General features: G+C 67.1%; 16 protein-coding genes. 9 read left to right on the forward strand and 7 right to left on the reverse strand.

Annotated elements, in window-relative coordinates:
- Nucleotides 1-135: 135 nt before the first annotated feature.
- The 5 genes from ACWDUA_RS01690 to ACWDUA_RS01710 are packed head-to-tail and all read right to left on the reverse strand — an operon-like array spanning nucleotide 136 to nucleotide 4,739.
- Nucleotides 136-552, reverse strand: a complete 417-nt coding sequence (locus ACWDUA_RS01690) for a tautomerase family protein (RefSeq protein ID WP_449749267.1) — start codon at nucleotides 550-552, stop codon at nucleotides 136-138.
- Nucleotides 553-579: 27 nt separating this feature from the next.
- A complete protein-coding gene (locus ACWDUA_RS01695; protein WP_449749268.1) occupies nucleotides 580-1,344 on the reverse strand; it encodes an SDR family NAD(P)-dependent oxidoreductase in 765 nt (254 codons plus the stop codon).
- A 1-nt stretch (nucleotide 1,345) separates the two neighbouring features.
- Nucleotides 1,346-2,815, reverse strand: coding sequence for an aldehyde dehydrogenase (locus tag ACWDUA_RS01700; protein ID WP_449749269.1), 1,470 nt, complete (start codon nucleotides 2,813-2,815; stop codon nucleotides 1,346-1,348).
- Nucleotides 2,812-3,864, reverse strand: coding sequence for a 4-hydroxy-2-oxovalerate aldolase (gene dmpG, locus ACWDUA_RS01705; RefSeq protein WP_449749270.1), 1,053 nt, complete (start codon nucleotides 3,862-3,864; stop codon nucleotides 2,812-2,814). Before dmpG ends, ACWDUA_RS01700 begins: the two co-directional genes overlap by 4 nt.
- Entirely contained in the window at nucleotides 3,861-4,739 is an 879-nt protein-coding gene (locus ACWDUA_RS01710; RefSeq protein ID WP_449749271.1) for an acetaldehyde dehydrogenase (acetylating), read from the reverse strand. Before ACWDUA_RS01710 ends, dmpG begins: the two co-directional genes overlap by 4 nt.
- A 240-nt stretch (nucleotides 4,740-4,979) precedes the next feature.
- Between ACWDUA_RS01710 and ACWDUA_RS01715 the strand changes: the two genes are divergently transcribed.
- Complete coding sequence (locus ACWDUA_RS01715) at nucleotides 4,980-6,020, forward strand: VOC family protein (RefSeq protein ID WP_449749272.1); 1,041 nt, start codon at nucleotides 4,980-4,982, stop codon at nucleotides 6,018-6,020.
- 69 nt (nucleotides 6,021-6,089) lie between these two features.
- On the opposite strand, the gene ACWDUA_RS01720 is transcribed toward ACWDUA_RS01715, so the two are convergent.
- On the reverse strand, nucleotides 6,090-6,539 hold the full coding sequence (locus ACWDUA_RS01720) for a hypothetical protein (RefSeq protein ID WP_449749273.1): 450 nt from the start codon (nucleotides 6,537-6,539) through the stop codon (nucleotides 6,090-6,092).
- Nucleotides 6,540-6,766: 227 nt separating this feature from the next.
- Between ACWDUA_RS01720 and ACWDUA_RS01725 the strand changes: the two genes are divergently transcribed.
- Both ACWDUA_RS01725 and ACWDUA_RS01730 read left to right on the forward strand, forming a co-directional pair.
- Nucleotides 6,767-8,236 carry a hypothetical protein gene (locus ACWDUA_RS01725; RefSeq protein ID WP_449749274.1) on the forward strand — a complete coding sequence of 490 codons (1,470 nt, stop codon included), beginning with the start codon at nucleotides 6,767-6,769 and terminating at the stop codon, nucleotides 8,234-8,236.
- Between the two features lie 145 nt (nucleotides 8,237-8,381).
- A complete protein-coding gene (locus ACWDUA_RS01730; protein ID WP_449749275.1) occupies nucleotides 8,382-9,038 on the forward strand; it encodes a response regulator in 657 nt (218 codons plus the stop codon).
- 13 nt (nucleotides 9,039-9,051) lie between these two features.
- Here ACWDUA_RS01730 and ACWDUA_RS01735 read toward each other — a convergent pair whose 3' ends face one another.
- Nucleotides 9,052-9,438, reverse strand: coding sequence for a response regulator (locus ACWDUA_RS01735; protein ID WP_449749276.1), 387 nt, complete (start codon nucleotides 9,436-9,438; stop codon nucleotides 9,052-9,054).
- A gap of 109 nt (nucleotides 9,439-9,547) precedes the next feature.
- On the opposite strand from ACWDUA_RS01735, the gene ACWDUA_RS01740 reads away from it, so the two are divergent.
- The 6 genes from ACWDUA_RS01740 (at nucleotide 9,548) to ACWDUA_RS01765 (ending at nucleotide 16,301) form a co-directional block, all read left to right on the forward strand.
- The gene (locus ACWDUA_RS01740; protein ID WP_449749277.1) at nucleotides 9,548-11,428 is read left to right on the forward strand and encodes a GAF domain-containing sensor histidine kinase; all 1,881 of its coding nucleotides are present in this window, start codon (nucleotides 9,548-9,550) and stop codon (nucleotides 11,426-11,428) included.
- Between the two features lie 113 nt (nucleotides 11,429-11,541).
- Nucleotides 11,542-12,363: an alpha/beta fold hydrolase gene (locus ACWDUA_RS01745; RefSeq protein ID WP_449749278.1), complete on the forward strand. Its 822-nt coding sequence runs from the start codon at nucleotides 11,542-11,544 to the stop codon at nucleotides 12,361-12,363.
- 840 nt (nucleotides 12,364-13,203) lie between these two features.
- Entirely contained in the window at nucleotides 13,204-13,728 is a 525-nt protein-coding gene (locus ACWDUA_RS01750) for an MSMEG_0572/Sll0783 family nitrogen starvation response protein (RefSeq protein ID WP_449749279.1), read from the forward strand.
- A 12-nt stretch (nucleotides 13,729-13,740) separates the two neighbouring features.
- Nucleotides 13,741-14,646 carry a carbon-nitrogen hydrolase family protein gene (locus ACWDUA_RS01755; protein ID WP_449749280.1) on the forward strand — a complete coding sequence of 302 codons (906 nt, stop codon included), beginning with the start codon at nucleotides 13,741-13,743 and terminating at the stop codon, nucleotides 14,644-14,646.
- Nucleotides 14,639-14,932: an MSMEG_0570 family nitrogen starvation response protein gene (locus ACWDUA_RS01760; RefSeq protein WP_449749281.1), complete on the forward strand. Its 294-nt coding sequence runs from the start codon at nucleotides 14,639-14,641 to the stop codon at nucleotides 14,930-14,932. The genes ACWDUA_RS01755 and ACWDUA_RS01760 overlap by 8 nt, the downstream gene beginning before the upstream one ends.
- Before the next feature lie 61 nt (nucleotides 14,933-14,993).
- Nucleotides 14,994-16,301, forward strand: coding sequence for an MSMEG_0569 family flavin-dependent oxidoreductase (locus tag ACWDUA_RS01765; protein WP_449749282.1), 1,308 nt, complete (start codon nucleotides 14,994-14,996; stop codon nucleotides 16,299-16,301).
- Nucleotides 16,302-16,317 lie beyond the last annotated feature (16 nt).

Below are 16,317 nucleotides of genomic sequence, written 5' to 3' on the forward strand. Positions count from 1 at the left end.
ACACGATGATTGAGCCGGGACCGAGCGCAGCGAGGACCCGAGTCGAAATCTCCGTCAGCCAAGCACACCAACCCGACCGCGGCCCGGGGACCGCAGTGCCCGAAACGTGTTGCACCATATGCGAACAGCGAGAAGCTACACGGTCGATGCGCGCTCGGCGATCTCGGTGGCACGGACACCGCTCGCCGGAGCCCCGGCTATCCCCCAGTTGTCCGGACTCACCTCGATGATCTGCCCGCGGATGTGGGTTCGGTCGACATCCAGGGTCTCGACGAGCAACGATGTGAACGCCGACAACAACTCCTGCCGTTGTTCTGCGGGCCGTCCGGCGAGCACGATGGCGGTGAAGTACGGTGCCACCACACCGGCGTCCGAGACCAGTTCCCCGGCGACGGCCATCGCCGATGGCGGGTAGTGTACGAGGAACACCCGGACACGGTCCACCGGAGAACTCAGCACACGCGCATAGGCCTTCGACGCATCGCGGAGCAGCGTCGACTCCTGCTCGGTGGTGAAGGTATCGGCCGGGAGGTGAAAGTGGGCGACGGGCATGATGTTCGGCCTCCGTGGACGGGACGGTTACAGGACACCATGCCGCACACCGCCGTCGGCGGTCAGCACGGCACCGTGCAGGACGCAGGCCTCGGGGGCCAGCAAGGTCTCGACGAGCCAGGCGATCTCGTCGAGCGTCGGCAACCTGCCCAGGGCGGTCTTCGACCGGTACCGGTCCCAGATCTCGGATTCCGGCACCCCGGTCTCGGCCGACTGGGTCTCGATCAGGGCACGCAACCGGGGTGTGTCGACCGGTCCGGGCGCGATCGTATGTGTGGTGACACCGCGCGGACCGTAGAGTGCGCCGATCTGACGCATCAGGTTGAGCAGAGCCGCATTCGCGGTACCGGGACCGGCGTCCAGCGGTCCCGGCTCGATACCCAGGGATCCGGCGATCGCCACGAACCGCGACCCCTCCACCAGCCGGTCACGGACCGACTGCAACAGGCGGGTGACCCCGCCCACCTTGATGTTCGCCGCGAGGGCCAGCGCCGACGGTTCGATGGTGTCCACCGATCCCCGCACCGGCAGGCCCGCCGCGAACAACGCCAGGCCGACCGGGCCGGCGACGGCCGCACCGATGATCTCGATCGCCTCGTCGGCGGCGATGTCGGCCCGGCACGGTGTGATCAGTTCGCTGGTGGCGGCCAGCTTGTCGAGGTCATCGGCGGACCGGCCGACCGCGATCACCCGGTGCCCGCGGTCGACCAGCCGGGCGGTGATGACCGCGCCCATGGCCCCGGTCGCGCCCACGATCACACACGTCGACGTATCTGAGATCTGCGGTGCCATCTCAGCCCCGCAACCGCATCGTCACCGCTCGGGGTTCGGTGAAGAAGTCGCGCGAGTACTGTCCGCCCTCACGGCCGAGGCCGCTGCTCCCCTCGCCGCCGAACGGCAGCCGCAGGTCGCGTTCGAAGAACGTGTTGATCCACACGGTGCCGGCCCGCCAGCGGGCGGCCATGCGATGTGCACGATCGAGGTTCTGGGTGAACAGGATTCCGGCGAGACCGTACGGTGAGTCGTTGGCGATGCGCAGCGCCTCGTCCTCGGTGTCGAAACCGAGGACGGTCTCGACCGGACCGAAGATCTCCTCGCGCGCAGTGCGGGACTCGTTGGTCAGCCCGGCGATGACGGTCGGCGGATAGTAGAACCCGCCGGCATGGTCGGGACCGGCCAGACGCTCACCGCCGACGAGGACCTTGCCGCCCTCCTCCTGCGCGAGTTCGACATAGCCTGCAACCTTGTCGAGATGGCGCTGCTCGATCAGCGGCCCCATGAACGTGCTCGTGGCCTTCGGATCGCCGACGACGAGTCTGGCCGCCTCCTCGGTGAACCGCTCCAGGAACTCCTCTCGGATCGAGTTCTGCACCAGCAGACGCGACCCCGACAGACACACTTGCCCGTTGCCACCGAAGATCGCACGGATCGACATCGGCACGGCCACATCGAGATCGGCGTCGGCGAAGACGATATTGGCCGACTTGCCGCCCATCTCCGCCGACACCGGGGTGTGGTTGGCGGCGGCGGCCTGCAGAATCTTCACCCCGGTCGCACTCGACCCGGTGAAGGTGATGCGGTCGACGCGCGGGTCGGCGGTGAGTGGACCGGCCACCGCCTCGCCGCCGAAGCCGTGCACCACGTTGAGGACACCGGCGGGCAGTCCCGCCGCCAGCGCGATCTCGGCGAACCGGTTGGCGGTCAACGGGGTCTGCGGTGCCGGCTTGAGCACGGCAGTGTTGCCGAAGGCCAGCGCGGGAGCTATCTTCCAGGTCGCCAGCATCAGCGGTGCATTCCACGGACTGATCGCCGACACCACCCCGGCCGGCGGGTACAGCACGTAGGAGAACAGGTTGCCGTCCGGGTAGGCCTCGTTGGCCGACATCGCGACATAGTCGGCGAAGAACCGGAGATTGTGTGCCACACGCGGGATCTCGGCGTGCAGCGACTGGGTGATGGTCTTGCCGCCGTCCCGGGTCTCCAACTGCGCCAGTTCTTCCCGATGGTCGTCGACGGCGTCGGCGACGGCGTGCAGGATGGCCGCCCGCTCCTTGGGGGACATCTGCGGCCACGGACCCTCGTCGAAGGCCGTGCGCGCCGCGGTGATCGCGGCGGTGCCGTCGTCGGCGGTGCCCTGCGCCACGGTCGCCAGCAGCGTGCCGTCGTGCGGGTCGCGAGACTCGAAGGTCGACCCGTCGGAGGCGTCGGTCCAGGTGTCGCCGATCAGATGACGAATCGCGATGGGGGTGGTGTCGGTGCTCATACCGTTGCAGCCTCGGGGATCTCGTAGGTACGTCCGGCCAGTTCGGAGGCGACGTCGATGATCATGTCCTCCTGACCGCCGATGACTCCGCGGCGACCCAGTTCGAGGAGGATCTCACGCGTGGGGACACCGAACTTCTTGGCCGCACGCTTGGTGGGATGGAAGAACGTCGAGTACACACCGGCATAGCCGAGCACGAGTGCGGTCTCGTCGACGATCTGCGGTTCGGTCATCAGCGGTGCGACCACATGCTCGGCGGTGTCGATCAATTCGAACAGGTCCACGCCCGTGTCCCAGCCGGCGCGCTCGAAGGCCGCGGCGAGTACCTCGGTCTGCGCGTTGCCGGCGCTCGCGCCGAGTCCCCGCAACGATCCGTCGATGAAGATCGCCCCGTTCTCGGCCGCCGACAACGCATTCGCGATTCCCACACCCAGGTTGTTGTGTGCGTGGAAACCGATGTCGGCGTTGATCGCCGACCGCAGCGCGGCGACTCGCGCACCCGCCTGATCGGGCACCATCGCACCGGCCGAGTCGACGACGTAGACGACGTCGGCGCCGTACGAGTCGAGCGTGGCGGCCTGCTCGGCGAGCGCGTCGGCCTCGAGCTTGTGGCTCATCATCAGGAAGGTCATCACCGTCAGGCCCTGCGCCTTGGCCCACTCGATCGGCTGCTGACCACAGTCCGCCTCGGTGCAGTGGACGGCCACGCGGACCGTCTTGATCCCGGCGTCGACGGCGCCCTGGAGCTCGGTGAGGGTGGCGATGCCCGGAACGTAGAGCACCGCGATGTCGGCGTTGTCGACGGCGTCGACCGCGGCGCGCACGTACTCGGGGTCGGTGGCGGCGGCAAAGCCGTACTGGATGGACGACGCGCCGAGTCCGATACCGTGCGCCACCTCGATGGTCGAGACGCCGGCCCGGTCGAGGCCGGCGGCGATCGCGGCGACGTTGTCGGTGGTGAACTTGTGCGACACGCTGGACATACCGTCGCGCAGGGTGGTGTCGACGAGGGTGACCTTGCGGTCGGGATTGTTCGACGGGGTGGTCACTGGAGGGCTCCTGTCACGAGGTTCTGCTGGGCCATCACATCGGCGACCCGCACCGCAGCCGCGGTGATGATGTCGAGGTTTCCGGCATAGGTGGGTAGGTAGTCGCCGGCGCCGACCACCTCGACCATCACGGTGACGAGGTCGCCGTCGACGTCGACGAGCTTGAGCGAGTAGCCGGGCACGTACGCGGCGACCTCGGCGACCATGTCGACGACCGCACGTTCGATGGCGGCGGCATCGGGGTTACGCACCTTCGCGTAGATGGTGTCGCGCATGTTCATCGGCGGTTCGGCGGGATTGATCACCGAGATCGCCTTGGCGGTGTCGGCGCCGGCGACCTGGGCGAGCGCGCGGCCGGTCTTCTCGCTGAACTCGCTGAGGTTCTGGCGGGTGCCGGGGCCTGCACTCCTGGAGGCGATGGCGGCGACGATCTCACCGTAGGAGGCGTCCGCGACCTGGTTGATGGCGTACAGGATCGGGATGGTGGCCTGACCGGCGCAGCTGACCATGTTCACATTCGGCGCGCCGAGGTGGTCGTCGAGGTTCACCGCGGGAACCACGTACGGACCGACCGATGCCGGGGTGAGATCGATGGCGGTGATGCCCGCCTCGGCGTAGCGCGGAGCGGTGGTCGCGTGGATCTTGGCCGACGTCGCCTCGAACACCAGATCAGGGAGCTGCGACTGGGCGAGCAGCCAGTCGGCGCCGCCGGCGGAGGCGGTCAGACCTTCCCGTTCGGCGCGGCGCAGCCCTTCGCTCTCCGGGTCGATGCCGACCATGGACACCGGCTCGACGTGCGACGATCGGAGCAGTTTGTACATCAGGTCCGTTCCGATGTTGCCCGATCCGACGATCGCGGCAGTCAACCGACTCATGTGGTTCTCCCTTGTCCTGCGGCACGGTCTTGCCGACTCGATGCCGACGACGGTAGGGAGCAGCGGCACCGACAGGGCGGTGTTGACGGTGTGCCCGGATCGGAACCGACGATGTGGGGCAGTTGTTCGGCTATTCGGAACGGCGGTGACCGGAGTCACATCGGGGCGGCATTGTCGTGGCAGCCATCCACCGAACGGCACCGCCGATCCGGTGCCCGACGAGTCACCACAGGAGAACCGATGAGCGAGAATTCCGACCGTTTCGAGGTCGCACACCTGGCGCGCTGCGAACTGTTCAGCCCCAAGCCGCAGGAGACGGAGGACTTCTTCACCCGATTCCTCGGCATGTACGTCACCAAGCGCGAGGGCCAGTCGGTGTTCTTGCGGGCCTACGAGGATCCGTACCAGTGGAGCCTGAAGATCACCGAGGCACCGCAGGCCGGCATGGGTCACGCCGGCCTGCGTACCACCTCGCCGGAGGCGCTCGAGCGGCGTGCGGCGTCGCTGAAGGACGGCAACGTCGACACCCGTTGGCACGAGGACGAGTTCGGTTTCGGCAAGACGCTGTCGTTCCAGTCGGCCGACGGCCACAACCTGGCGCTGGTGTGGGAGGCCGAGAAGTACGTGGCACCGCCGGAGCTGCGCAGCAAGATCCTCACCCGACCGTCCAAGAAGCCGCTGCAGGGCATCCCGGTCAAGCGCATCGACCATCTCAACCTGATGGCGTCGGACGTCACCGCGGTGAAGAACGGCTTCGAGCGTCACCTGGGGTTCCGCACCACCGAGCGGGTCGTCGACGGTGACGTCGAGATCGGCGCCTGGATGAGCTCCAACATCCTCGGCCACGAGGTCGCCTGCATGCGGGACATGACCGGCGGCGCCGGCAAGCTGCATCACCTGGCGTTCTACTACGGCAACGGCCAGCACAATGTCGACGCGGCCGAGATGTTCCGCGACTACGACATCCAGATCGAGGCCGGCCCGGATCGACACGGCATCACGCAGGGCCAGTTCCTGTACGTCTTCGAGCCCGGCGGCAACCGGATCGAACTGTTCGGCGAAGCCGGCTACCTGCACATGGACCCCGACTGCCCGACCCAGACCTGGCAGATGTCCGACATCGACACCGGCCTCGCGATCGGCGGCGCGAACCTGCCGTGGGAGACCTACTTCACCTACGGCACCCCGAGTCCGCTGAGCCTGGACCAGCACATCGAGCGGTTCGCGCACTTCGGTCCGGGTGCGGAGGTTCCCACCGTGGAACCGGTCGGCGCGATCTGACACACATCCACCACGCATGAGACGGGCCACCGGTGAGAACCGGTGGCCCGTCGTCGTGCACAGCGAGCGCTATCGCGGCCCGCGCCCGTGTTCGGGCGGGAGCCCGCAGCGCACCCAGTTGCCCACCAGCACCGCGTGGCACAACGTTCCGATCAGGAACCAGTACGACCCGACGCCCAGGCCGGTCTGCGCCGACCAGTAGCCGAGGACCGACAGCGGTACCGCGATCGCACTGATCGCCGCGGCCAGCCAGCACCAGCCGAAGCGGCGCATCGTCACCGCCGCCGACGACACGACGACCGCTGCGACACCCAATCCGACCGCGAGTTGGGACAGCAACGTGCGATGGCCGTCGACGTCGCTGGTCACCCAGGACGCCAGGCAGACGCATGCCAGCGCCGCGACGGTCGTCCAGATGCTGCGGACGCCATTGTGCGAGAGCCGTACCTCGGCGAGCACCCGGCGTTCGATCCGCCGCAACGACCGCGCCAGGCCGGGTTCCATTTCCAGCGCAGACACCTTCCTCCGATCGTCGATCACCTCTGCCCCCAGTGTCCTCTCGCCGACCCGATCGCGTCGGCCCGGGGGTGCTTCGGTGAACGGCGAGACCCCACCCGATGACGCCCTGGTGAATCCTGCCCAGATGTGACCCGGCGCATGGTGGATCAGTTGATCCACTACGTAGGTTGGCCCCGTTCGCCGTGAACCACAGCCCGGTTCACGGCACCGACCGGGTTGGGGAATTCATGGGACACACCATCGCGCGCCTGCGTCGCGCACTCACGATCGGGATCGCCGCGGTCGTCGCCATCCTGGCGGTGATCACCGCGGGACCGACGGCACGCCTCGCCGGGACAGCGGCGGCCACACCGTCGAGCGCGCCGACCACCTCTGCCCGGCCGACTCCCAGGACCCCACCATCCCCGTCGACCACACCACCTTCATCGACCAGATCGGCACCCTCAACGCGGCCCACCGGATCGGCGACGATGTCACGACCAGGCGAGACGACCTGTGTCGGAGCGCATTTCGCGACGTTCGGTGCGATCTATGATGCGGTCTTCGACTCGTTCGCACCGTCGCTACCGGCATCGGTGCGCGCGAACGCACCGACGATCAAGGCGCAGGCACATCACGACATGGACGCCATCCGCATCTCGTCGCTGTGGGTGTCCAACCACCCGGCTGCGATGGGAGCCGGCCCCGACGCCCCGATGAACGACTACCGGGATCCGTTGTCACAGTGGATCGTCACCCAACTGATGCTGGTGCGGCAGGGTCAGTCCGGCCAGGTGATCACCGCAGAGCAGCTCACCCTGTCGCAGGCGGTCGAGTCGGTGTGGCTGTACCTGTACGTCACCACCATCATCCCGCTGACCCTGGTCAAGGACGCGATGCCGGGGATCGCCTCGGTCGGCCCGGTGTCGGTGGGCACGCTGGTCACCTTCCCGTTGTCCCTCGGCCTCACCGTCGTCAAGCGTGTGTACAAGGCCATCAGCGATGCCCTGGTCGACTCGTGCATCGTCTCGGTGACCGCCGACGAGCGGGATCGAGCAGGACAACCGCTGCGCGACTTGAACTTCCGCCAGAAGGTTCCCCCGATCATCGCTGACATGGCCGGTCAGGTGATGATCGCCGACCCGGCGACGTGCCCGGCGATCGGCACCCTGCCGCTGTCCCGGATCGCCGCCCGCACCATCGGCTACCTCGCGGCCACCACGTCCGACAAGGCGACGGCTGCCCGCATCACAGCAGCAGGCACACGCCTGCAGTCGTTCATGCGCACCACCCGGGTGCCACACAACCTGGTCCCCGCCGATCCCGACGACTTCAGCACCCTCGAAGACCTCACGTCGATGGGCCTGGGTCTGCTCCCCACCGTCGGTGGCGCCGCGACCGACGCCCTGGTCGGCCTCGGCCACAACATCGCCGAGGGCCGCGATCCAGGTGAGTTGATCCCACTCGGCGATGTCAGTGTGAGCACCTCCCTCACCGCCGCCTACTACGTGTACGCCCTGACCTCGCAGGTGGTCGGGATCGTCTCCGATGCCATCGCTCAGCAGATCGTGAGCACCGTCCTCGGCGGGGCCGACGTGATCCCCCACATCGGCGGATTGGTCAACGCGCCCAACACCTATGGCCTCGTCGTCTACCACCACGCACTGCGGTCGCTCTGCCTGGCCGAGGACAATCGGGGGCCCTCGCCGCGGTGGTGATCGGCGGACCTCTGGTGACACCCCGCCGGATCCCTCGCCGGAGCACCTCGTGCACCGGCGATCGGCCCACCCGAGCACACCTCTGCCGTGATCCCTCCTCAGATGAGAGACTTCTCCGGTGAAGGGCTGACCGGCGAGAGGATCTATGACCGTGGTGCGCGTGGTGGTGGCCGACGACGACGTACTGCTCCGCGAAGGACTGGCGAGTCTGCTCGCCGGTTCCGGGTTCGAGGTGGTGGGCCAGGCCGGTGACGGCACGGAGCTGCTGGACGCGGTCCGCAGGCACGAGCCCGACCTCGCCGTGGTCGACATCCGGATGCCCCCCACGCACACGGCCGAGGGACTCGACGCAGCCCTCCGCATCCGCCGCGAGGCCCCCGGGACGTCGATCCTGTTGCTCTCCGCGCACATCGAGGTCGACCACGCCCTCGAGCTGCTCGACCAGGGGCATGCCATCGGATATCTGCTCAAGAGCCGCGTCACCGACGTCACCGGCTTCCTCGACTCCGTCCACCGTGTGGCCGCGGGCGGATCGGTGATCGACCCGGCCCTGGTGCACGAGCTGGTGGCGACGCGGCGCCGTACCGATCCCCTCGCGGTGCTCAGCGCGCGCGAACGCGAGGTGCTGACGTTGATGGCAGAAGGCCTGTCCAACACCGGGATCGGCGGGCGCCTCTGGATCACCGAGGGCACCGTGGAAAAACATGTCCGCAGCATCCTGACCAAGTTGGATCTGCCCGAGACGGCCGACGACAACCGCCGGGTCCGCGCGGTCATCACCTACCTCGATGCCACCGGCTGACCACGGTCTCCGATCAGCGTGGCCCGAGGCCGAGCATCGCGGTGATCCGCTCCGCCGACAACGCGAACTTCGGGATGAATCCGCGCGCCGGCGACTCGGCGATCATGTCGGCGAAGTCGTCGGGGTCGTGGGTCGACACCATGATGATCTTCTCCCCGGCATCGGCGTCGACCGACCGGAGCGCATCGACCACGTCGAATCCGCTGTGTTCGCCGAGGTCGATGTCCACCAGCACCACGTCGGGATGCTCACGCCGATAGCCGTCCACGGCCGTATCGAGGTCGATGGCCGCGGCGACCACCAGGATTCCGGCGCGATCGAGCAGCCCGCGTACCGCGGACCTGAATGCGGCACTGTCATCGACGATCAGACACGTCAGGTGCCCCGATGACGGTTCCATATTGGTCAGGGTGTCAGATGCACCGATGTGCCGGCATCCCTGCTACCCGGAACATCCGCCACGGCGAATCGGTCGCCGATGGTGCCACGACCCCTCGGAGGGAGGCCGTATGTCTCATATGGAACGCCTGATCGCCTTGGTCCTCCGGCCGACGTCACCGCCCCTGTCCGTCGGGATCACGCTCGCTGCCGGCCTGATCGCGGGGGAGATCGCGACGGTCCTGGCCCTCAAGCAGATCGCCCCCGACAACGCCTTCGGTGCGGTCTTCCTCCTCGGGGTGCTGGTGATCTCTGCCGGCTGGGGCATGTACCTGGCGCTGGCGACGTCGCTGGCCAGCGCCGCCGCATATGTGACGATCCATGTCAGCGAGGGCAGCGAGAGCTTCGCCCCCTCGGCGCTGGTCTTCCTCACCCTGGCCCTGCTGACCAATCTCCTCGTCGGGCAATCGCGTGTCCGGGCGCTCGAGGCCCGCCAACGCAGTGCCGAGTCGGAGCTGGCGGCCGCGCTGGCACGGTCGATGCTGCGCGCCGCCACCACCGGCGAGGCCCTCGACGCCGCCGGCCGACTCCTCTCGCGAGTCCTGGATGTCCCGCCGCCCCACGCCATCCTCACCGGCCCCGATCACATCCCCGAACCGACTCCCCTCCCGGATTCCGGCATCTGCACGTCCATCCCGCTCCGCGACGGCGACACCCTCGTCGGATATCTACTGGTCCCCGTCGGACTGTCCGATGACCGGCTGCGCAGGGTGCGCCGGATGATCCCCTCACTCGAGGCTCTCTTGTCGGCGGTGTGGGAACGTGAACGGCTCACCGCCGAGCTCGACGAGAGCCAACGACGTAGTCACGCCCAGATCGCGACACTCGCCCGCCGTCAGTCGGCGCTGCGCCGGGTCGCCACGCTGGTCGCCCGGCGAGCCGACCCCGAGCCCACGTATACCGCCCTCCTTCGTGAACTCACGACGAGTGCCGACGCCCGACACATCTCGGTGATCCGCTACGACGACGACCAGTTCACCGTCCTCGCCGCCCATGACGCAGGGGCTGCCGGGGTTCGCCCGGGCGATCGTCTTCCCCTCGGAGGCCACAACATCGCCACCCACATCGCATCCAGCGGTGGCACCGTATCCCTGTCCTACGCCGACGGTGACGATCCGGTCTCCCGCCGTGCCCGTGAGCATGGCTTGGTCGCTGCCGCGGGGGCTCCCATCGTCGTCGACGACGACGTGTGGGGAGCGGTGATCGTCGCGACTGCGCACGGCCGGATCGACGACGACATCGTCGATCACATCGCGGACTTCGCCGATCTTGCGGCCACCGCAGTGGTCAACGAGGAGATCCGGACCCAGCTCACCCGATCCCGCGCACGCGTGATCGCCGCCACCGACGCGGCGCGCCGGGCACTGGAGCGCGACCTGCACGACGGCGCGCAGCAGCGGATCGTATCGCTCGGTCTGGAATTGCGTGCCATCCAGGCGAATGTCCCGGCCGGGTCGGAAGAGGTGCGCGACGACATCGATCGCGCCGTCGACATGCTCTCGCAGATCCACGGTGACCTGCAGGAGCTCTCCCGCGGCATCCATCCCGCGATCCTGTCCCGCGGTGGTCTGGCCGCTGCCCTGAAGACCCTCGCACGCCGCTCGCCGATCCCGGTGGAGACCACCATCTCCGTGCCCCGCCGTCTGCCGGAGCCGGTCGAGGTGGCCGCGTATTACGTTGTCGCCGAGGCACTCACGAACACCGCCAAGTACGCCGATGCCGAACTCGTCCGGGTGACGGCCACGGCCACCGACGGCGTCCTCACCATCGAGGTCACCGACGACGGCATCGGTGGCGCGCGGCCGGAGGCCGGTAGCGGACTCATCGGTCTGCACGATCGCATCGACTCCGCGGGCGGAACCATCGAGATCATCAGCCCGCCCGGGGGCGGCACCCGCATCAGTGTTCGTGTGCCACTGCCACCACCGACTGCACTACCGGCTGACCGGTAGTGATCACTACCGACAGCACTGCCCGAGATCGGCGGTCAACCCTGACGACATCGTGCCCGTCGGCGACGAGAGTTGGTGACGTTCCACCACCGCCACTCTCCCAGGAGTACACCATGCCTTTCATCACCACCACCGACGGCGTCGAGATCTACTACACCGAACAGGGTTCGGGGCGCCCCGTCGTGCTCAGCCACGGTTGGCCGCTGTCATCGGATGCCTGGCAGGTCGAGCTCAAGCTGCTCGCCGACGCCGGCTACCGGGCGATCGCCCACGACCGGCGCGGTCACGGGCGGTCGGCGAAGACCTACACCGGCAACGACATGGACACCTACGCCCGCGACCTGCGTGACCTCGTCGAGGCTCTGGACCTGCGTGATCTGGTGCTGATCGGCCACTCCACCGGCGGTGGCGAGGTGGTCCGCTATGCAGCCCGCCACGGGGCCGGTCGCGTCGCCAAGATCATCACCGCCGGCGCGGTGCCGCCGCTGATGCTCCGGACCGAGGACAATCCGGAGGGAACCCCGATCTCGGTGTTCGACGGTATCCGTGAGGGTGTGCTCAAGGACCGCTCGCAGTTCTACCAGGATCTGGCCGAGACATTCTTCGGTGCCAACCGGGAGGGATCGGCAGTGTCGCAGGGCGCCAAGGACGACTTCTGGCGTCAGGGCATGCTGGTCAATCTCGCCGCCGCCTACGACTGCGTCAAGGCCTTCTCCGAGACCGACCAGACCGAGGATCTCAAGGCACTCGATGTGCCGATCATGATCGCCCAGGGCGACGACGACCAGATCGTGCCGATCGCCGCAGCCGCGCTCAAGTCCATCGACTTGGTCTCCGACGGAACCCTCAAGGTGTATCCCGGTGCACCGCACGGTATCTACGGCGACTACCAGGTCGCCCTCGACGCCGACATCCTGAAGTTCATCGAGGATTGATCGCCCGGGTCGAAACCTCCGTAGGTCACCTCCCGCGCACGCTGCGGAGATTTCGACACGGGCCCTCACGATGCTCGGTCCCGGCTCAATCATCAAGCAGTCGTTGGTGGTTGAGCCAACGAGGAGCGGGGCGACCAGCTGTTGGTGGTTGAGCCGACGAGGAGCGTAGCGACGAGACGTGTCGAAACCTCAGACGGCCGACCTCCCCAACGCAACCACCTCGCCGGCGGTCACCACCCGACACGCGCTGCAGAGATTTCGACACGGGTCCTCGCTTCGCTCGGTCCCGGCTCAATCATCAAGCGGTCGTTGGTGGTTGAGCCGACGAGGAGCGTAGCGACAAGTCGAGTCGAAACCTCAGACGGCCGACCTCCCCAACGCAACCACCCCGCAGGCGGTCACCACCCGACACGCGCTGCAGAGATTTCGACACAGGTCCTCGCTTCGCTCGGTCCCGGCTCAATCATCGTTCGGGGACTTCTCGCTCAATCATCGTTCGGGGACTTCCCGCTCAATCATCGTTCGGGGGATTCTCACTCACTCAGCACGAGGTCGTCGGTGGTTGAGCGGTCCCGGATCGGTCATCGAGTGCGACACAGCGGGTGGGCTGATGGGCCGCATGGCGACGAGACGTGTCGAAAGACCCCGTCGGCCATGTTACGCAGATCGGCGCTCCAATTATTCCGCTCGTAACCACTACGAAATACTCCGGGCGTGAACTAGTGGACGTAGCAAACGCTATCCCGGTTCGGACCGACGATGCCCCGAACATCGAGCCTCTCAGGCACTGTCGCCTGGCCCATTATCACCCGTCCACGCTGTCCACGCACAGGAGCATCCATGTCTGCATTCGATGAGACCATCACCGAGAACATCGCCGCCTCGCTGGCCGAGATCCCCCACCCGTCGCTGCCCAAGGGTTCCAACATCTACGGCGGGACCAAGATCTTCCCCGACTACAAGGCCGAGAACGGCGAGTCGTACTTCACCCTCGTCCACGGCATCGCACACGAATCATCGGTCAGCTTCGTCGCCGTCCTGCAGGCAACTCGCGCCCTCCGCAAGGGATTCGAGTCCGCCATCTACTTCTACGGCCCCGGCGCCATCAACTGCCTCGCCACACGCGGCTTCCCGAAGACCGGCGACTCGGGATTCCCCGGCGAGCAGAACATCAACGACTCACTCGAGACCTTCATCTCCGAAGGCGGAACCGTCTTCTGCTGCCGCTTCGGCCTCGCACTCCACGGTGGCCGCGAAGAAGACCTGATCGAAGGCGTCATCCCCGCCCACCCGCTCGACGTCCAGGACGCGATCATCCACTACTCCCGCAAGGGTGCGATCATCAACTCCACCTACATGGTCTGAATCGAGAACACCATGACCACAATCGGATCGGTCGCAGCCAACTTCACCCGCGACCTCGAACAGAACTATCAGACGATCGCCGACTTCGTCGACCTCGCCAGATCACGCAACGTCGACTTCCTCGTCTTCCCCGAGGCCGCGATCGGCGGCTACCTCTCGTCGCTGGGCAATCATGGGGACACCATCAAGAACACGAGTCGGTCACTGCCCCCCGCGATCCGGCTCGATGGACCGGAAATCGCACGCGTGCAATCGATCATCGGTGACATGGTCATCGCGATCGGATTCTGTGAGCTCGCCGACGACGGCCAGACCCGCTACAACGCGGCCGCCATCCTCGACGGCACCCACATCTACGGCAGCTACCGCAAAGTCCACCAACCACTCGGCGAGAACATGTCCTACTCGTCCGGGTCGGACTGGGACGTCTTCGACACCCCCATCGGCCGCGTCGGACTCCAGATCTGCTACGACAAGGCATTCCCCGAAGCAGCACGCGTCATGGCACTCAAAGGCGCCGAGATCATCGCCAGCCTCTCCGCCTGGCCGGCCGCACGCACCGCCACCGCCGAGAACCTGCAAGACGACCGATGGACCTACCGGTTCAACCTCTTCGACACCGCCCGCGCCCTCGACAACCAGGTCTTCTGGGTCGCATCCAACCAATCCGGCACCTTCGGCTCACTACGGTACGTCGCCAACGCCAAGATCGTCGATCCCGGCGGGAACATTCTCGACACCACACTCCTCGGTGAGGGCATGGCCGTCGCCGAGGTCGACATCGCCGGAACATTCCGCACCATGCGCGCGGGCATGTTCCATCTACGCGACCGCCGACCCGATGCCTACGGACTGCTCACCGAAACCGACACCGATGCCCCGACCGGGACACAATGGCGGGCCCTCGCCCATGCCTGAGATGACATTCAGTGTCCGGTGGCCCGATGGTGTTGTACAGGAATGCTATTCGCCGAGTCTGGTGATCCACGACCACCTCGACGTCGGCGGTACCTACACCGTCGGGGAGTTCCGCACCCGCGCAACCACGGCACTGGGTGAGGCCGCCGAGCGCGTGCGGGCGAAGTTCGGCTTCGCCTGCACGTCGGCGGCGGCGAGTGCCGAGGCGATCGGCATCTCCGCGAAACGCTATGACGATCGGGCCACGGTGGACATCGTCTCGATGTTTCCGCCGCTGCCTTCCTGACGCCGATTCCGACTTTCGTCGACATCCCTTCCCACACAACCCTTCCCTCCTTGGAGACATCATGGGCACACCCGCTCATACCCCTGCTCACCTCCCGGTTGCCGTCATCGGCGGCGGCCAGGCCGGTCTCGCGGTCAGCTGGTACCTCGGCGAGGCCGACGTCGACCACGTCGTCATCGAGTCGCAGACCGCGATGCACGCCTGGGCATCGAAGCGGTGGGACAACTTCACCCTCGTCACCCCCAACTGGCACTGCCGACTTCCCGGCCACGTCTACGACGGGCCAGAACCGGACGGGTTCATGACCCGCGACGAAGTGGTCGCCTGGCTACAGGACTGGCTCACCACGTTCACCCCACCGCTGCGCGAACACACCACCGTCTCGCGTCTCCGTCAGACCGGCACAGGCGGTTTCGAGCTCACCCTGACCACCGACGACGGTGACGAGATCCTCACCGCCGACCAGGTCGTCATCGCCACGGGTGGATATCCGCTGCCGGTGATCCCGCCGTACGCCTCTGCGCTCGATCCGTCTGTGGCACAGATCCATTCCGAGGAATACTTCGATCCCGGGCAACTACCCGACGGGGCGGTGCTCGTCGTGGGGTCCGGCCAGTCCGGTGCGCAGATCGCCGAGGACCTCCACCTGGCAGGCCGCGAGGTGCATCTGGCGATCGGCAACGCGCCTCGGGTGGCCCGCACCTACCGTGGCCGCGACTGCATGACCTGGCTGGCCGACATGGGTCTCTACGACACCCCCGCCCAGGAGTATCCGGGCGGAAAGGCCGCTCAGGAGAAGACCAATCACTATGTGACCGGACGCGATGGTGGCCGTGACGTCGACCTCCGACAGTTCGCTCTCGAGGGGATGCAACTCTACGGACTCCTGACCGGCGGCAAGGATTCGACACTCGAGTTCGCACCGACGTTGACCGAGTCCCTCGACCATGCCGACTCGGTGTACAACTCGATCTGCGCCGACATCGACCGCTACATCGCGACCGCCGGGATCGACGCCCCGGAACCGACACGGTACGAACCGGTCTGGACTCCGGGCGACGAGCCGTCCCGACTCGATCTCGCTGCCGCCGGGATCACCGGCATCATCTGGGCCATCGGATATCACCCCGACTACCGATGGATCGAGGCCTCGGCCTTCGACGGTGCCGGCCGCCCGATGCAGACCCGGGGTATCACCCAGGTGGATGGTCTCAGCTTCATCGGCCTGCCGTGGATGCACACGTGGGGGTCGGGCCGATTCCTGGGCGTCGACCGCGACGCCCGACACGTCGCCGACAGCATCATCGAATCGTTGAGTTCGCGTAAGCCCCATCTGCTCTCGACCCATCTGCTGGCGTCCGGCCAGTAGTCCACCGTCCGACTCT

This window comes from Gordonia sp. NPDC003376 (genome assembly GCF_053589235.1).